Genomic DNA, 15,913 nt, shown 5'->3' with positions numbered 1-15,913 from the left:
TTTAATACCTCCAATAGTTTTTTTAGTTAGAATTACATGAGAGAAGGCAGGAATGTAATAATTTGTGGGAATAGAACTAATAAAATAATGATGACGAAATCCGCCATAATGAAGGGATAACTACCTTGATAAATTTCTTTTAAATCACTGCTTGCAACTGAGCTTTTTATAATAAACAAACTAAGACCAAATGGTGGGGTAACCATGGATACTTCCGCTAGAAACACTAGCAACACAGCAAACCACATCCCATCAAATCCGAGAGCGACAATGGCCGGGAAAATAACAGGCAGAGTAATAAACATCGCTGGAACCATATCCATAATCATACCCAGTAAAAGATACATAATGATAATACCAATCAAAACGACGATAGGAGGAACCGGTAAAGAGACTAATGCTTCAGATAACTGAGTGGGAATTCTGGTTACGGTTAAAAACTTACTAAAAATAAACGCTGCACAGATTAGCAGAAAAATAGAACTGGATGTTTTAATCGTTTGAACCATAGAATCTTTTAAATCGTCTTTACAAAATCCTTTTTTAATTAGACCTAGGATAAAGACAACAAAAGCTCCAACAGACCCCGCTTCTGTTGGGGTAAACTTCCCCGTATAAAGTCCTGCAACAATAATAAATACCAATAAAGCAAAGCTCCAAATATTTTTCAAAGAGAGGAGTCTTTCCTTAAATGGCACTTTCTCTATCGAAGGTGCGATGGATGGATTTCTTTTAACCAAAATATAAATCAAGATCATATACACTAATGCTGCTAGAATGCCAGGAAATACACCTCCTATTAACATTTTCCCGATTGACTGCTCTGTTGCAATCGCAACAATAATCATGATGACACTTGGAGGTATCAAAGCTGCTAATGGTCCTACCGATGCAACCACTCCGTAAGCTAGCTTTTTGTCTACTCCATTTCTGATCATCTCTGGGATGGTAATCTTTGATAGCGTGGCAGTCGTTGCAGCACCTGACCCTGAGATGGCTCCAAACCCGGCTCCACCGACAACCGTCGCCTGAACAAGTCCTCCTTTTGCATGTCCAACCCATTTTTTTGCCGTATCAAAAAGTTCCGTTACAATCCCTGAATAATAGGCCAAGTATCCCATTAATATAAAAAGGGGCACTGCACTGAAGCTGTGATTAGTTAAGGTTTGATATAGCGTCGTACCGACCACTTCCAAACTTGGCCTCGACCCACTAATTAACAAATATCCTATAAAACCAACGAAGGTCATCGCATATGCCACACGAACTCGTAAGAACATTAAGAGAATCATCGTACAAATGCCGAATACTCCGATCATCTGAGCACTCATTTCCATATTTTCACCCCTAGCATATATATTAGTCTAAATAATCAGAATTTTATATCCTCTATTTCACTTAAATCTATTTCTTCTGAATGTTGATTGCTTTGTATATTTTTTTGTTCACCTAATACTAACTTTGTTAATACATACAAGGAATCAATTAATAAGCGGATGGCTAAAACACCTAAACCTACGGAAAGCAGAAGCTTCGATGGCCAAATAGGCAAACGAATGAGTCCCATTGTGAATTCTTTTGATAAATAGGAGGTTTGAAGAGATCCGAGACTATTCCATGCAATAATAGAAACAACAACTAAACCAATCATACAGCTTATGAAATCCAATATATCCTTGTAAAATTGTGGCAAGGAGTTCGTTGCAATTTCAACTACGATATGTTCATTCTCCCCTTGGACATAGGCAAACCCAAACGCGATAATACCAACTAATAGCATACTAACAATCTCAAAAACTCCTACGAGAGGCTTGTTAAATACATTCCTCATAATGACATCCGTTGTTACAAGGAACATGATAAAAAAAATCGTCAGACCCGCACACATTAATAAATAGTACTCCAACTTGTGAAATTTCTGATCTATCTTAGATAGGATCGAATACACGTATACTCCTCCTCTCAATTGATGAAGGCTGACAGAGAACCCTATTGGGTAAAGACAAAGGAAGGAAATCTCTATCAGCCTAAAAGGTATTATTATTCCGCTTCAAACGGAAATTCTGCCTCGTACTTTGCTTCCAGTTCTATAAAAGTATCCATAATTAATTGTCCTGGTTTTCCGGCGGCTTCCGTTTCCTTTACCCAGCTATTCCAAACATGTTTGGCGTGTTGGTCTATAAACTCCTGAACAACTTCTTCGGATGGCTTTTTAATGTGGATATTATTATTTTTAAAGGTCTCATGAGAGGCTCCTTCTCCTTTTTGGATATATACTTGGTAGAAGGAATCTGACTGGAAGTCATTTCGAACATCAGTGATGATTTCTCTTAAATCCTCAGGTAGGTCATCCCATACTTTTTTACTCATACCATAGAACATATTTCCGCCACCTACAGGGAGCTCCCAAACATATTTAGCTAATTCATCTATTCCGTTCGTTTCACCCGCTTGATAACTAATCGTAACAGCATCTGCTGTTCCTCTTGACAATGCTTCGTAAAATTCAACAATAGGAATACCTACAGGAGTAGCACCCACTTCGTCCATTAAGGAGGTGATGGCCCTTGTGTTCGTTAGCATTCTCAAACCCTTTAAATCCTCCACTTTCGTCAATTCCTTAGAGGGTGACATAATATAAGCAGATGGCATCGTTACCCAACCCACATCAATGACACCTACTTGATCGAGCTCTTGTCTTAATTCAGGTATTGTCTCGTACAATTCAGACATCGCTTTGTTGGCAGCCCATGAGTTATTGAAAATTGCTGGGTTGGTAGCTACTGTACCGAGTTCAATTCTCCCTGATTGCTGAGAGGGATTTACAAGTGCGATATCAACCACACCGTTTTTTAATGCATCGACGGTATCTGTCCCACCAACCAATGTTCCTTGATAAAATCTTTCAAACGTAATCCGTCCGTCTGACCTTTTTTCAATTTCATCCAAATAAGCATCAAATGCGTCACTCATCGGACCAGGAGGTGTATGGGAGCTCGATGTTAAGACAATCGGATCCCCTTTCGCTTCCTCGTTATTGTTTGTTGTACTGCCTGTTGTCTCCTCCGTTTTATTACTCGTATTACAACCGACAAGACCTAAAATTAACACTAGTACTAAGCTCATTCCTGAAATGATCTTTTTCAACTTTATTCCCCCTCAAATAAAGTAAGCGCTTTCTAATTTGACCAGTGGAATCTATTATTAAATTTATCTACTATCCTGCTGTACAGCCGCCATCTACATAAAGAATTTGACCCGTAATAAAATCAGAAGCAGGAGAGGCAAAAAACACGGTACTGCCTACCATGTCATCGGTAACAGCTGCTCTTCCCATCGGGATTCTCGATAAAAAGATATTCTTTAATTTTTCATCTTCTAATACCTCTTGAGTTAGCGGTGTCCAAAAGATCGTTGGTGCGATCGCATTTACATTTATTTTATACTTTGCCCATTCGGTTGAAAGTTGCTTTGTCAGTAGGTTAACTGCCCCTTTACTAGTACCGTACGCAGCATACCCGCCTGGATGACCTGAAAATGCTCTCACAGAAGAAACATTAATGATCTTCCCTGATCCCTGCTCCTTCATCACCTTAGCCACTTCTTGGCAACATAAAAATGTTCCTTTCACATTAAATTGGAAAACTTTATCGAATTCCTCAATTGGAAACTCCTCGGCTGGGTAACGTCTGGCAATCCCGGCACCATTGACTAAAATATCTATCCTTCCGAATGCTTCAACCGTCTTTTTGACAAGATTTACAACATCTTTTTGGTTGGTAACATCCGCTGTTATGGCTATACTATTTCTCCCCATTTCCGATATTTCCTTTACTGTTTCTTCTAATGTTGTTAATGTTCTACCGGTTACCACAATATCTGCACCATATTTTGCTAGACCGAGTGCCATCGCTTTTCCTAGTGACCCTGCACCACCGGTTACAATGGCCACTTTCCCTGTTAAATCAAATAAATTAGAGAGTTCTACTGCCACTTCCCATCCCCCTTTTCTATTGATAATTCATAACAACAAGCATGCTAGCTGGTTGATTGGTCTCATTTATAATCTCTCTACCTTCGTTCGCCCCTATAAAAATGGAATCTGTTTTTTTTAATACAACTACTTCGTCTTGAGTCTTGATCGTAATTTCTCCATCTAAAACCAGATACACCTTTTCTAGGGGGGATGCATCATATTCCGCACCACCACCTGGTAGAAAATGAGATAATCCCACAGAAAAATGGTTACACCCCGTCTCTTTCCCGTGTAATCTTAGAGCTGTCATGGCAAAATGTTTCGGAGCCTCATATTGAAGAACAGCCTGTAATTCTACCTTTTTCATGTGCATTCATCTCCTCTATACTAAGAAATTACCCATAAAAATGGGTAACCATATGGCATTACTACATTACTTGTTTTTGAGATTGTTTTTTCAGACCTAAAAGAATTCTTGCTTCTTCTGGAGTTGCAATTTCTTTTCCTAATTCAGAAACAATTCTTTTGGCTCTCTCCACAAATTCTACATTGGATTTAGCCAAAACACCTCTTGAATAAAAGATATTATCTTCCATTCCCACTCGAATATGTCCCCCAAGTGCTAACGTGGCATACAAGATAGGCAAATGCATACGACCAATTCCAAAAGCACTCCAGGTCGCTTCCTTAGGCAACAAATTTTTCAAGTATACTAGATTCTCTACGGTAGCTGCCATTCCTCCTGGTGCTCCTAGCACAAATTGAAAATGAGGAGGAGACTCTAACACGCCTTTTTTCAAATAGTATTCAGCATTGTAAAACATCCCCGCATCAAACACTTCGATTTCTGGTTTCACTTCACTTTCCTTCATTTTCTGTCCTAACTTTTCAAGGAAAGGTGGACTATTAATAAAGGTGGTGGAATGCGCCCAGTTCATCGATCCACAATCAAAGCTCGCTAATTCAGGCCTTAATTGCATAAACGGTTTCATTCTGACTTCATCGTCTAATCCTAAACCACCAGAGGTTGTTAGATTGAGGCCAATATCACAACGTTCCCTTACTAACTTCACAGTTTGCTCAAACTTCTCGTAATCCATAGACGCTTGATCATGATCATCTCTCACATGAATGTGAGCAATGGATGCCCCAGCGAGATAACAAGCATAGATTTCATCAGCAATTTCTTCTGGCTGAAGTGGAATATATGGCGTATCATGCTTCATTGGCCATGCTCCAGTTGGTGCTACTGTTAATATGACCTTATCCATCTGAATCCCTCCTTTTTTGATTTTTAAAGTAATCAGCTCGTTCCATAAGGATAAATTCTTTCAGGCACGTTATTAATTTCATCTTCATCTATAAAAGCTACTAGTCTAACAATTGAGCCGTCTCCCATGTACCAACGAATGGGAAAACCAGAAATAGTGACCCGCTTACCAACCACCTGCTCAATATCACCACCAACATTTTCCCAACCCATGATTCCGTTTCCTAATAAGAGGCGATGGGCAGGTTCCCATTCTGGAAAATCCTCCTTTGCTTCTCTCCCTTTTTCTTTTTTATATTCTTCAAGAATGGATGGAAGTAATGGCCCTGGTCCGTGGTCTGCAATAGCTGTATTTAATGGATGATCTAAAGCTTGTTGATCTACCCCAACAGCTTTCACTTTTTTCTTCACTAACCACTCAGCCCCATCTCTTGATAACCCTGGTGAATGAGCGAAGTATTTTTGACTATCCCCCCAGTGCCTGTGCCATCCTGTGTGGATAATTACAATATCCCCTTCTTGAATCTTTGGTGTTGCATTCTCTAAGTCTTCTGCTGTGATTTCTTCCCATTTACCCTTTGGAATATCCACTACTACTCCCGTTCCATAGTACTTTTCCAATGGAATTTCATGTGTATAAGCCTCTCCTTCAATGACATGTCCAGGAGAATCTGCATGTGTTGTACAATGCATTACCGTAGTAACTTTCTGTGAAAGGACACCAGATTTCGCATGATAATGGACCCTTTCAATTTTTACATCTTCAAAATATGGCCATAACGGCGCTTTATCTCCAAACGGATGACTTAAGTCTACTAATTTTAATTTTCCCATTTCTTCCACCAACCCTTTTATTTTTTAACTTGTGATTTCTCTGATTCTTTTACTAGTTTGACAAGATGATCGAACAAATTCTTCTCGGTCTCTTTCTTTTTTTCTTCCGTCCATGGAAGGAAGCCACTACCACTTTTCACACCTAACTGATTTTCCTCAACCATATGTTTTAAAAGTTTCGAAGGCTCTGGAGAATTATTTAAGTACTTTAGTACATAATCGTGTATGGCGTAAGTCAAATCAGTGCCCACCAGATCAGCATTTTCGATTGGACCAAGTACAGGTAACCTCATGGCAAAGCTATATTTTATTGCTTCATCCACGGTTGCTGCGTCTGTGATACCGCTTTCAATTAAATGAATGGCCTCTCGCCACAAAGCATGCTGAAGTCTATTCGCTACAAACCCAGGTACATCTTTATTTACTCTAATGGGATGTTTCCCTACCGTCTGTAAAAGGCTCACTGTCTTTTCCATTACACCCTCAGAGGTATTTACGGTCTTAACTACTTCCACTAAAGGTATTAAGTAAGCTGGATTCCAAAAATGGGTTCCAACGATTCTTTCTTTATGTTTGGACAATGCGGCTATCTCCGTGATACTCATGACAGATGTATTTGTTGCTAAAATTACATTAGGATCACAAAGTTCATCTAACGTTTGAAATAAGGTCTGCTTCATTTCCACTTTTTCTGGAATGCATTCAAAAATGACATTTGCATTAGCAACCACATCCTGAATATCATTCGATACAAATAAATGGCTTAAAGCTATGTTTTTTACACTTATACTAAGGAGCTCTTTCTCCACTAAGTATTCAAGGATCGTCTGAACCTTTTCTCTTACTCTTTCTTCGCTTTCCTCTACTGCATAAATGGTTGTTGGGTGTCCACTAGTTAAAAAAACTACTGCGATTCCACTCCCCATTAAACCAGAACCACAAATGGAAATATTCTCAGTCAATAATTGGTAACCTCCCCTCCAAACGCTAGTTGTATCGAATAGCGGTATATTTAATTACTTTGTGGTGCAGTTTGATTTTATAACAGGCATGTTTTACGTGTCAACAAATATTCTGATAATTTAAAATTATTTTTTAATTTAAAAATATAGCTATAATTTTCTTCGGAAAGGACCCCCTCACCTTATACTCATTCTCTCTTCGTTTATCCATAAAAATCCTTTTCTAGAATATGTTTTTAGGTAAGCGAAGCTGTGCATAGAATGGAGTGATTAGGGGTCCTAAAATGGCAGTTTAGGAGGGGGATTTAGAGATGAATCCAGTCATTGGTCTGGATGTTTTAAAAAGAAGAAAGTAGAAAGTCAATTTCGAGCATTTTTGTAAATAGGGGACCGGCTTACGTCATTTCATTTCCATTGGTTCCTACATGGTTATCTCTCATTTTCCGTTTATATTGTTCCTCTTCTGAACAATGGCTCCATGATTCAACCTTCCTTTTAATGGCGGAATTACCGTTTGTTTTAATCTATTTAAAAAGACCAAATCACAAATGATTTGGTCTTTTTGTTCGTTGGTTTACCGCCTTCTGTTTCGTTGCCGCAAGAACGATGGAATATCAAGCGAGTCATCCTGCTGCTGACTACCCCGTTCGTAATTCGCGGGCTCTTCGTAGGCAGGCTGCTGGCTGTGATTGTCGGATTGTCTGTTGTTTCTGGACTGGCTATAGCTGCCGGATTGACCGTAGCTGCCGTACTGGCTGTAATTTTGGGCTTGTCCGTAATTCCCCCATTCTGCATGGGCAACAGGCTCTCGCTGTCTCGCCTGAGCGTGATATTCCTCACGGGAATTGGCAATCATGTCTCTAGAACGGCGCGAAGTGTTTGACGATGGAGCTTCCTCCCCGTCATGATCGAAGCCGGTTGCAATCACAGTCACCATGATTTCTTCATTCAGGTTTTCATTAATGACCGATCCAAAAATCATGTTAAGCTGGTCATCTGTTGCAGCCGCCACAATATCGGCCGCTTCCTGGACTTCATACAAACTGAGGTTCATGCCACCAGTGATGTTCATCAGCACTCCTTTCGCGCCATTGATGCTAGTTTCAAGCAGCGGCGAGGAGATGGCCTTTTTGGCAGCTTCGGCAGCACGGTCTTCACCTGAAGCCACCCCGATGCCCATAAGTGCCGTTCCTTCGTTGGACATGATCGTCTTCACGTCAGCAAAGTCCAAGTTAATCAAGCCTGGCACGGCGATCAAGTCGGAAATGCCCTGGACACCCTGCCTGAGGACATTGTCCGCCTCACGGAAGGCTTCAATCATCGGCGTTTTCTTATCGACGATTTGTAGCAATCGCTCGTTTGGAATGATGATTAAGGTATTAACAGCTTTCTTCATCTCTTCAATTCCGGCTGCCGCATTTTGTGCCCGCTTGCGGCCTTCAAAAGTGAACGGACGAGTCACCACTCCAATGGTAAGTGCGCCAAGTTCGCGCGCGATTTGGGCAATCGCCGGAGCAGCTCCGGTCCCTGTTCCGCCACCCATTCCGGCCGTTACGAACACCATGTCCGCACCTTGCAAGGCATCCTGGATCTGCTGCCTGCTTTCCTCGACAGCCTTTCTGCCGATTTCAGGATTGGCACCGGCCCCCAGGCCCCTGGTCAGCGAACCACCGATTTGCATCGTGACCTCCGCTTTTGACATGTTGAGAGCCTGTGCATCTGTATTCACGGCAATGAACTCCACTCCCTGCACGCCGTCCTCAATCATTCGGTTTACGGCATTATTTCCGCCGCCTCCAACCCCAATTACTTTTATAGTGGCGAATTGATCGATATTGGTTTCATATTCTAGCATGTAAAGTCCCCCCAAATAGCTTCAGATATTGCCCCCTATTTTTCTCTATACCTATAAAATTCGCTGCCGGCTTGGATATTCTGTCTTTTTCTGCGATTTGTTATAGAACTGTAATGTTACAGTAATAAAGAGTCATTCTTTGTGGGGTAATTTCACACCGACTCGGCGGGAGTTGTTGCTTGGTTAATGGCCATTATGTACAGGCATCTTCTCCATAAGAATTATCTGCACAACAACCAGTCTTTTATTAAGAACAAAAATCCTTTTCATACAAAATAAAATAAGTTTTTAAATAAGAAAACAGGCACCAAAATAGGCGCCTGCTTTTTCGCTAAGTACCAATTCACAAGCCATTTTTCACTAACGGTATTATGGCTAGTTCATTCGATTTTTCACTTCAAACTTTTTATAGATCGAACTTATATGTTTTTTTATTTTACAAGCCCATGCGGGTCAATGACATATTTCCGCGCAGCCCCTTGATCAAATTCCATATACCCTCTTGGAGCTTCATCTAAGGAAATAACCGTTGCATTAACTGCTTTTGCGATTTGAGCTTTTCCACTTAAAATAGCTGTCATGAGCTCTCTATGATATTTCATAACAGGTGTTTGACCTGTGACAAATGTATGTGCCTTCGCCCAACCTAATCCAAGTCGAACTTTCAATGTTCCAATTTGTGCATCTTCGTCAATGGCACCTGGGTCACCTGTCACGTACAGTCCTGGAATTCCAAGTCTTCCTCCTGCACGTGTGACAGTCATGATCGAATTTAGGACAGTTGCAGGTGCTTCCACCGCATTGGTTCCATGTGCCGAGGCTTCAAATCCAACGCAGTCAACAGCACAGTCAACCTCTGGTGTTCCGAGAATTTGTTCGATTTGTTCTCCAAGGTTTGGATGTTCACGCAGATTCACCGTTTCACAACCGAAGCTTCTTGCTTGAGCGAGTCTTTCGCTATTTAAGTCACCAACAATAACGACGGCTGCTCCTAATAATTGGGCGGAATGTGCGGCTGCCAGACCAACAGGACCAGCCCCAGCAATATATACCGTTGATCCTGGCTTCACACCTGCACTTACGGCTCCATGATAGCCTGTTGGAAATATATCTGAGAGCATGGTTAAGTCCTTGATTTTTTCCATGGCTTGGTCTTTATCTGGGAATTTTAATAGTTGGAAATCAGCATAAGGTACCATGACATATTCTGATTGACCTCCAACCCATCCACCCATGTCTACATATCCATAGGCGGAACCTGGACGGTCAGGGTTTACATTTTCACAAATATGAGTATCGCGTTCTTTGCAGCTTCGACAGCGACCACAGGCAATATTAAATGGAACGGAGACAAGATCCCCTTTTTTAATAAACTCCACATCTCTTCCAACTTCTATTACTTCCCCAGTAATTTCATGACCAAGGATTAACCCAGAAGGCGCTGTGGTTCTTCCTCTTACCATATGCTGGTCACTACCACAGATATTTGTAGTCACTACTTTTAGAATAACTCCATGATGACATTTACGCCCGACATTTAGCGGGTTTACACCAGGACCATCTCGTAAGACTAAGTCAGGATATCCAATATCTTGTACCTCTACTTTTCCAGGCCCCATATATGCTACTGCTCTATTTCCCTTCATATGAAAATCCTCCCTTTTTGTTTATAAGATTGTTTACAACATTATAAATGCAATTTTTATGCCAACTCTAAAAAGCTATTATTTGAATCATTCGATGTACCTAGGGATGTAAGCGTGTTCAAAAAATGAGCAAAAGATGTCCTATTTTGAGACAAACAACATTTAATCTTTTCCTGAATATTGAAATAATAGTATAATATGTTCAAAGAATGAATGGCCTGAATGTGAAAAGGGGGTAATCATCGCCAATGTTTACGGAAGTTCTTTTCGATAAGTATGATCTCATTAGCCAATCTTGGAAACGTTGTCAAGATATCGGACTCTCACCAACAGATCCTCTAGAGGACTCTTTTATAACTGGTAAGGCTTTAAGAAACTTAATGAAAGAAAATGAACCGTTCATCACACATGCCTCTTCGGCTATTAACACACTCTTTCCCAGCTACTATTCTGGTCTAGTCATCACCATTGTTGATCGAAACGGAACCATCATACATAGAGTAGGCCAATTGGATACAACCTGTTCTGATGATGTTTTATCCATCGGTTCGAATTGGTCTGAAGAAAACAAAGGCACCAATGCCATGGGGCTAGCCATCTTTGCGAAAGAGCCCATTATCACTCATGCAGATCACCACTTCTATGTGAAAAATCAATTTCTAACCTGTGCAGCCAGCCCTGTTTATTCGCCAACTGGTGAACTAATTGGTGCCGTGAATATAAGTGCAAGAAAGGAATTGTATCACCCATTTCTATTCTCCCTAACAAACATCATGGCGAATTTTATTCAAAATGGCTTGCTTTTAGACAAGGCGAAAAATGAAAAGGTTTTGACCATCAAAGAGCTTGAAGCGACGGCATACTTGGCAACGGTCCCCCTTCTTTCACTAGATGATGACAAAAGAATCATTCGTGCCAATCAGTCAGCACGTCAATTACTAGGTGAAGACTGTTTGGGAAAGGAATTTCATAATACAAAGGGATATGCTACAGAAGTGGTTTCTGATCCATCACGTAAACAATATCGCTCCGTATTAGCTTTACAAAAACCTACGAATAAGACATCTACTCAACCTCGTCTATATACCATTACGGATATTGTCGGGTCATGCCCAAAGATGAATGAAATTAGAAGGATCGTCAAAAAAGCAGCACTAACCGATTTTCCAATGATCATATATGGAGAAAGCGGGACAGGAAAAGAGTTAATTGCACAGTCTTTACATACATCTGGACAAAGAGGAGATAAGCCTTTCATTGCGGTTAATTGTAGCGCCATGCCGGAGGGTCTAATTGAAAGTGAATTGTTTGGCTACGAAAAGGGAGCATTTACCGGTGCCAATCGTGAAGGGGTTATAGGGAAATTTGAGGCAGCGAATGGAGGAACACTCTTTCTAGACGAAATCGGTGACATGTCCCTAAAGGCACAAGCTGTTTTGCTAAGAGTCTTACAAGAAAAATCAGTCACTCGTGTAGGCGGAATTAAACCTATACCAATCAATACAAGAGTGATTGCTGCCACCCACAAAAACCTTAGAAGAGAAATAGAAGCAGGACGTTTTCGAGAAGACTTATATTATCGACTAAAAGGTGTCGTTATGACACTCCCTCCTCTCCGTGAGCGTTCAGACCTGATTGAATTGTCACAATACCTAATGAAAAAGTTAGATTACCCTTCTTTACATCTTTCAAGAGAGGCGAAAAATAAGCTTCTTTCATATCATTGGCCAGGAAATGTGAGAGAGCTGAATAGTGTTCTTATGCAGGCCTCATTTCTAGCTGAAGGAAATGAGATTAAAGCGGAGGACCTGGATTTCGAAATCGAATACGAGCAGGATCAACCATCCCAACAGGAAGAAAAAGGTCCCCCTACCTCTCTTATCAATTCCGAGAAAGAGGTGATTCGAAAAACGTTGGATTATGTAAGCTGGAATATTAGTAAGGCAGCTACGATCCTAAAAATAAGTCGGAACACCCTTTATCTTAAAATTAAAAAATATCATTTACAGCAATAGTGATAAAAGACAAAGCTACCTTGGAATAAAAAGAACCCTATAGAGTAGACACATAGAAAAAGTCTACTATAGGGTCCTTTTTCTCCACGTTTTTTAAAGTGATTTCTCGACCTTTCATTGACTCACGAAAGAAGGTCTCGTCATTTTCAACATCACCTTGAAGCTATATTTACTAGTGAATGCATCGCCAGAATGGTATTTATCAAAAACTGTTATTTCATTAGTCATTATCTCTTTATAATGATCAAGGCTTGAGGGACGACTAGCCAAAAACCGGAACCTGGTATGATGAAAGCTCCCACAATAGACAACCACAGCAAATGCCAGCCAAGAAAGGCTGGAATTTCTTTTTTTAGGTCATTTGCCAGCCAATGCATGAAATGCCCTAGGATAAACATTAGCGCTCCTGATAATAGAAACCAAAAGAGGGTCGCTCGATCAAAATGAGGAGCGACAGAGTTAAATACTCCTGCCTGAAATATATCCACCAAAGGCTCCCAAAACAAAACAATCCCAATAAGACTATGGATGATAGAAGTGAGTATGAGTAATAGACCACTTCGTTTTTTCCAATTCATCATGAATTCCTCCTCTTTAATCAGATATGTTAATTTTCTTTACCGCTTGATGGTTGGAGTGAGACATGGATGTTTCTCTTTCCACCATTTGATGATCAATCCAAGTACGGATGCCCATTAGTACCTCTTTATGCGCCTGTCGAAAATGATTCTGTGATTCCATTGGCATCTTACTTTTTATAAACTGCTCATGAGATTCTAATAAAGCCTGTAAAATATGTGGAGTAGATCCTCGCTTCATTTTACGCGCTCCTTTCTAAAACGGATTGATACTTTCTGAAAAATGGAGATTCAAGACATGTTCATTGATTCGAGCCCTTTCAATTTCTCTCCCCAGAAGGGTACGAGGCAACACTAGTTTTCTCTTATATGAACCAATTTGAACGATGAGCTCATCACCTTTTTGTGAAAGTTCAATTTCATCTTTACTCACAAAGGGGAGTGAAATCTCTAAAATATATTGACCATTCTCTTTGCGAACTTGCTCTGTCTGGCCCGAAAATAAGATGTTGGACATATTAGTGTCACCAAAGGCTACTTGAGAAAGTTGCTCCAATTGCAATATCCCCGAAACCTCTGAAGGCATTAACGGAATTCGATAAATAGGGAGGGGCTCGAAGCAGCTTTTAATTTCTTCATCATAGCGTTGATGAATATGATGCCAATTGGCTAAAAAGCCTTCTCTAGCTTCCTCGGGAATGATTCGGTTAACAAGAATGGCATCGGTATTAAAACCAAATAAATTCAAGTAAGTGAAGGCTCTTCTTGATTCGGCAATGACCATTTTTTCGGGATTTAAAATAATTCTGACAGACGTGACATTTCGATCTAAAAGGATTTTATTCATTTCTTCTAATTCTCTTACAAAACGTTCAATACTGTTTAGCACCTCATCACTCGGTAACTCCAATCCACCCATAACGAGTTTTCTTACTGGACGGGCCACCTTAATGAGTCGTCGCTCATAAGGGAATATCTTTTCTAGCCACCATTTCATCAGGTTGGGATAGCTTAAGAGCCTTAGTGTTTCGCCCGTTGGAGCACAATCTACGATAATGACATCATATTTTCTGCTTTGAGCATGAGTTTTGATTTGCATTAAACTAAATATTTCCTCCATACCCGGAAAAATCATGATTTCCTCAGAACTGATATCCTCTAGCTCCGCCCATTTCATCATGCCACTCAACCATTGTTGGACGGCTCCCCAGTTTCGTTCCGTTTCTCGTAAACTATTAACTTCAACTCCCCATAAACAGTCATGAAGCTGAGTTGGTTGATCACTTAAAGGTTGGTCAAAGGCATCAGAAAGACTATGTGCTGCATCTGTACTCATGACAAGAGTTCTCAGTCCTTGTTGCGCTAATTTTACGGCTGTTGCTGCGGCAATACTGGTTTTACCAACTCCACCTTTTCCCGTATAAATAATAATTCGCATGTTCTTCACCTCTTATAGTTGGTTTATTTTAATACGACATCGTACTAATTGGTTAAAAAAACATTGTTAGGCATTGTGGCACTTTAACTTTACTCACTAGATGAAACTACGATATCGTACTATTTGTTTATAATAAAGATGAACAGCGTTTTGATCACCCTGTTCATCCTTATTTAATGATTCAACTTTCTTACGCAAAACCCTCTTTGAAATGAAACATTATTCATCAATGGAGATTTTTCGTATAGCAGGTTTCTTTTTTATAGATGCGTTGTACTCATTTTCAGGTTGTTGCAAGGATTTGACTACCTTTAACACAAGGGACACAAATTGCTCTAATTCTTCTTCTGTTAGGGCCGTTTGGATACGTCCCAATGCTTGCTCCATCATTTCATTAGCCTGCCTAGCCAGCTCTTTTCCTTCTTCAGTTAAATAAACCATAATAACCCGCTGATCCTTGGGTGAGCTTGTTCTTTCAATCCAACCCTTTTTTTCAAGGCGTTTGGCCATACTTGTGGTCGTACTTAGAGGTGCACCTAAGTCAGAAGCTAATTCTGACATCGTTAGCTGTTCTTTCAGTTTCAAAATCACTAAGGCAGATAAATCTGTGTGGGAGATTTTTTTCTCTAATTCAGCTGCTTTAGGAAAGTAGCTGAAGGGTTTAATTCCGTTCTTAAGCAAAAGTTCAACTAATTGTTCCATGTCCCACACCTTTTAGATTTAAATTTCTACCTTTAAAATACTACGATATCGTACTAAACGCAAGAGCAATGATTGATTATTATCATTATTATTTCTTTCATACAACCTATTTAAGTTTGAAGAGATGTTCCATTGTTTTAAAATGCCTTCTCTATATTTCTAGTAACTACACTCGCAAAGTAGCATAATCCTTACTTTTGTGTGTTCAACTTATTGGCATTACTCCATAACCGGTAACAAAACACAGGTTTAGCCATTCGACCTTTTCCTCTCTACTGCTTCAAAGTAAGTAGATAATAACAGTTTTATATTATTTTCTAAAAAATCATCTAAATTTGATATTGGTTTAATCTAATTTTTAGATGTATAATAAAAACAAGAAAAGAAAACGTTTTCAACACTTACATACTTCATTACTTCTCATACAATAGGGAGGATTTACAATGAGCCAAGTAGAAAGAAATGCCAAAGCGCAGAAATTAATTGATCAACAAAAATTCAGTGAGAAATCCATTTCCAAGATGGCAGATTCCCAGATTGAATATTATCACTGGCTCTATTTTGATGATTCTGTTTATGATTATATGTAACTCAAATAAAAAAATATAAAGCGGGAAAACCATCGATCATTCAGGTT

At 39.9% G+C, this 15,913-nt stretch carries 16 protein-coding genes; 2 read left to right on the top strand and 14 right to left on the bottom strand.

Annotated features, from left to right (window positions below; all coding sequences use genetic code 11):
- Nucleotides 1–32: 32 nt before the first annotated feature.
- The 10 genes from BKO01S_RS07160 to fdhA all read right to left on the bottom strand — a co-directional run bounded on the left by BKO01S_RS07160 (nucleotide 33) and on the right by fdhA (nucleotide 10,543).
- On the bottom strand, nucleotides 33–1,337 hold the full coding sequence (locus BKO01S_RS07160; protein WP_066050976.1) for a TRAP transporter large permease: 1,305 nt from the start codon (nucleotides 1,335–1,337) through the stop codon (nucleotides 33–35).
- A gap of 35 nt (nucleotides 1,338–1,372) precedes the next feature.
- The gene (locus BKO01S_RS07155; RefSeq protein ID WP_066050973.1) at nucleotides 1,373–1,948 is read right to left on the bottom strand and encodes a TRAP transporter small permease; all 576 of its coding nucleotides are present in this window, start codon (nucleotides 1,946–1,948) and stop codon (nucleotides 1,373–1,375) included.
- A gap of 92 nt (nucleotides 1,949–2,040) precedes the next feature.
- Nucleotides 2,041–3,147, bottom strand: coding sequence for a TRAP transporter substrate-binding protein DctP (gene dctP / locus BKO01S_RS07150; RefSeq protein ID WP_066050970.1), 1,107 nt, complete (start codon nucleotides 3,145–3,147; stop codon nucleotides 2,041–2,043).
- A gap of 70 nt (nucleotides 3,148–3,217) precedes the next feature.
- On the bottom strand, nucleotides 3,218–3,994 hold the full coding sequence (locus BKO01S_RS07145) for an SDR family NAD(P)-dependent oxidoreductase (RefSeq protein WP_198158777.1): 777 nt from the start codon (nucleotides 3,992–3,994) through the stop codon (nucleotides 3,218–3,220).
- A gap of 16 nt (nucleotides 3,995–4,010) precedes the next feature.
- Nucleotides 4,011–4,343, bottom strand: a complete 333-nt coding sequence (locus tag BKO01S_RS07140; RefSeq protein ID WP_066050964.1) for a cupin domain-containing protein — start codon at nucleotides 4,341–4,343, stop codon at nucleotides 4,011–4,013.
- Nucleotides 4,344–4,404: 61 nt separating this feature from the next.
- The gene (locus BKO01S_RS07135; protein ID WP_066050961.1) at nucleotides 4,405–5,247 is read right to left on the bottom strand and encodes a beta-keto acid cleavage family enzyme; all 843 of its coding nucleotides are present in this window, start codon (nucleotides 5,245–5,247) and stop codon (nucleotides 4,405–4,407) included.
- A gap of 32 nt (nucleotides 5,248–5,279) precedes the next feature.
- On the bottom strand, nucleotides 5,280–6,080 hold the full coding sequence (locus BKO01S_RS07130) for a cyclase family protein (protein ID WP_084361996.1): 801 nt from the start codon (nucleotides 6,078–6,080) through the stop codon (nucleotides 5,280–5,282).
- 17 nt (nucleotides 6,081–6,097) lie between these two features.
- A complete protein-coding gene (locus tag BKO01S_RS07125) occupies nucleotides 6,098–7,042 on the bottom strand; it encodes a 3-hydroxyacyl-CoA dehydrogenase family protein (RefSeq protein WP_084361995.1) in 945 nt (314 codons plus the stop codon).
- Between the two features lie 574 nt (nucleotides 7,043–7,616).
- Entirely contained in the window at nucleotides 7,617–8,897 is a 1,281-nt protein-coding gene (gene ftsZ, locus BKO01S_RS07120; RefSeq protein WP_066050955.1) for a cell division protein FtsZ, read from the bottom strand.
- Nucleotides 8,898–9,328: 431 nt separating this feature from the next.
- Nucleotides 9,329–10,543: a formaldehyde dehydrogenase, glutathione-independent gene (fdhA, locus tag BKO01S_RS07115; RefSeq protein ID WP_066050952.1), complete on the bottom strand. Its 1,215-nt coding sequence runs from the start codon at nucleotides 10,541–10,543 to the stop codon at nucleotides 9,329–9,331.
- 248 nt (nucleotides 10,544–10,791) lie between these two features.
- On the opposite strand from fdhA, the gene BKO01S_RS07110 reads away from it, so the two are divergent.
- Complete coding sequence (locus tag BKO01S_RS07110) at nucleotides 10,792–12,558, top strand: sigma-54-dependent Fis family transcriptional regulator (protein WP_066050949.1); 1,767 nt, start codon at nucleotides 10,792–10,794, stop codon at nucleotides 12,556–12,558.
- Nucleotides 12,559–12,785: 227 nt separating this feature from the next.
- Here the strand turns inward: BKO01S_RS07110 and BKO01S_RS07105 are convergent, their stop codons facing one another.
- The 4 genes from BKO01S_RS07105 to BKO01S_RS07090 form a co-directional block, all read right to left on the bottom strand.
- Complete coding sequence (locus tag BKO01S_RS07105; RefSeq protein WP_066050946.1) at nucleotides 12,786–13,136, bottom strand: DUF6463 family protein; 351 nt, start codon at nucleotides 13,134–13,136, stop codon at nucleotides 12,786–12,788.
- Nucleotides 13,137–13,152: 16 nt separating this feature from the next.
- Nucleotides 13,153–13,377 carry a hypothetical protein gene (locus tag BKO01S_RS07100; RefSeq protein WP_066050943.1) on the bottom strand — a complete coding sequence of 75 codons (225 nt, stop codon included), beginning with the start codon at nucleotides 13,375–13,377 and terminating at the stop codon, nucleotides 13,153–13,155.
- A gap of 15 nt (nucleotides 13,378–13,392) precedes the next feature.
- Nucleotides 13,393–14,574: an ArsA family ATPase gene (locus BKO01S_RS07095; RefSeq protein WP_066050940.1), complete on the bottom strand. Its 1,182-nt coding sequence runs from the start codon at nucleotides 14,572–14,574 to the stop codon at nucleotides 13,393–13,395.
- A 219-nt stretch (nucleotides 14,575–14,793) separates the two neighbouring features.
- Nucleotides 14,794–15,276 (bottom strand): MarR family winged helix-turn-helix transcriptional regulator, encoded by a 483-nt coding sequence (locus tag BKO01S_RS07090; RefSeq protein ID WP_066050939.1) that lies wholly within the window; start codon nucleotides 15,274–15,276, stop codon nucleotides 14,794–14,796.
- 443 nt (nucleotides 15,277–15,719) lie between these two features.
- Between BKO01S_RS07090 and BKO01S_RS24270 the strand changes: the two genes are divergently transcribed.
- Nucleotides 15,720–15,866, top strand: coding sequence for a BH0509 family protein (locus BKO01S_RS24270; RefSeq protein WP_157077318.1), 147 nt, complete (start codon nucleotides 15,720–15,722; stop codon nucleotides 15,864–15,866).
- Nucleotides 15,867–15,913: the final 47 nt, after the last annotated feature.

Origin of the sequence: Robertmurraya korlensis NBRC 107688 (assembly GCF_001591645.1) — a bacterium.
Classification (GTDB): Bacteria; Bacillota; Bacilli; order Bacillales; family Cytobacillaceae; genus Robertmurraya_A.
Note: the sequence above shows the minus strand (reverse complement) of the source record. Positions and strands in the feature narration are given on the sequence as shown.

What these genes read in the sequence shown, in the direction of transcription:
- BKO01S_RS07160 (WP_066050976.1), bottom strand. Translation starts at nt 1,337, where the DNA reads ATGGAAATGAGTGCTCAGATGATCGGAGTATTCGGCATTTGTACGATG.
- BKO01S_RS07130 (WP_084361996.1), bottom strand. Translation starts at nt 6,080, where the DNA reads ATGGGAAAATTAAAATTAGTAGACTTAAGTCATCCGTTTGGAGATAAA.
- BKO01S_RS07110 (WP_066050949.1), top strand. Translation starts at nt 10,792, where the DNA reads ATGTTTACGGAAGTTCTTTTCGATAAGTATGATCTCATTAGCCAATCT.
- fdhA (WP_066050952.1), bottom strand. Translation starts at nt 10,543, where the DNA reads ATGAAGGGAAATAGAGCAGTAGCATATATGGGGCCTGGAAAAGTAGAG.
- BKO01S_RS07095 (WP_066050940.1), bottom strand. Translation starts at nt 14,574, where the DNA reads ATGCGAATTATTATTTATACGGGAAAAGGTGGAGTTGGTAAAACCAGT.
- BKO01S_RS07135 (WP_066050961.1), bottom strand. Translation starts at nt 5,247, where the DNA reads ATGGATAAGGTCATATTAACAGTAGCACCAACTGGAGCATGGCCAATG.
- BKO01S_RS24270 (WP_157077318.1), top strand. Translation starts at nt 15,720, where the DNA reads ATGAGCCAAGTAGAAAGAAATGCCAAAGCGCAGAAATTAATTGATCAA.
- BKO01S_RS07100 (WP_066050943.1), bottom strand. Translation starts at nt 13,377, where the DNA reads ATGAAGCGAGGATCTACTCCACATATTTTACAGGCTTTATTAGAATCT.
- BKO01S_RS07140 (WP_066050964.1), bottom strand. Translation starts at nt 4,343, where the DNA reads ATGAAAAAGGTAGAATTACAGGCTGTTCTTCAATATGAGGCTCCGAAA.
- BKO01S_RS07105 (WP_066050946.1), bottom strand. Translation starts at nt 13,136, where the DNA reads ATGAATTGGAAAAAACGAAGTGGTCTATTACTCATACTCACTTCTATC.
- BKO01S_RS07090 (WP_066050939.1), bottom strand. Translation starts at nt 15,276, where the DNA reads ATGGAACAATTAGTTGAACTTTTGCTTAAGAACGGAATTAAACCCTTC.
- ftsZ (WP_066050955.1), bottom strand. Translation starts at nt 8,897, where the DNA reads ATGCTAGAATATGAAACCAATATCGATCAATTCGCCACTATAAAAGTA.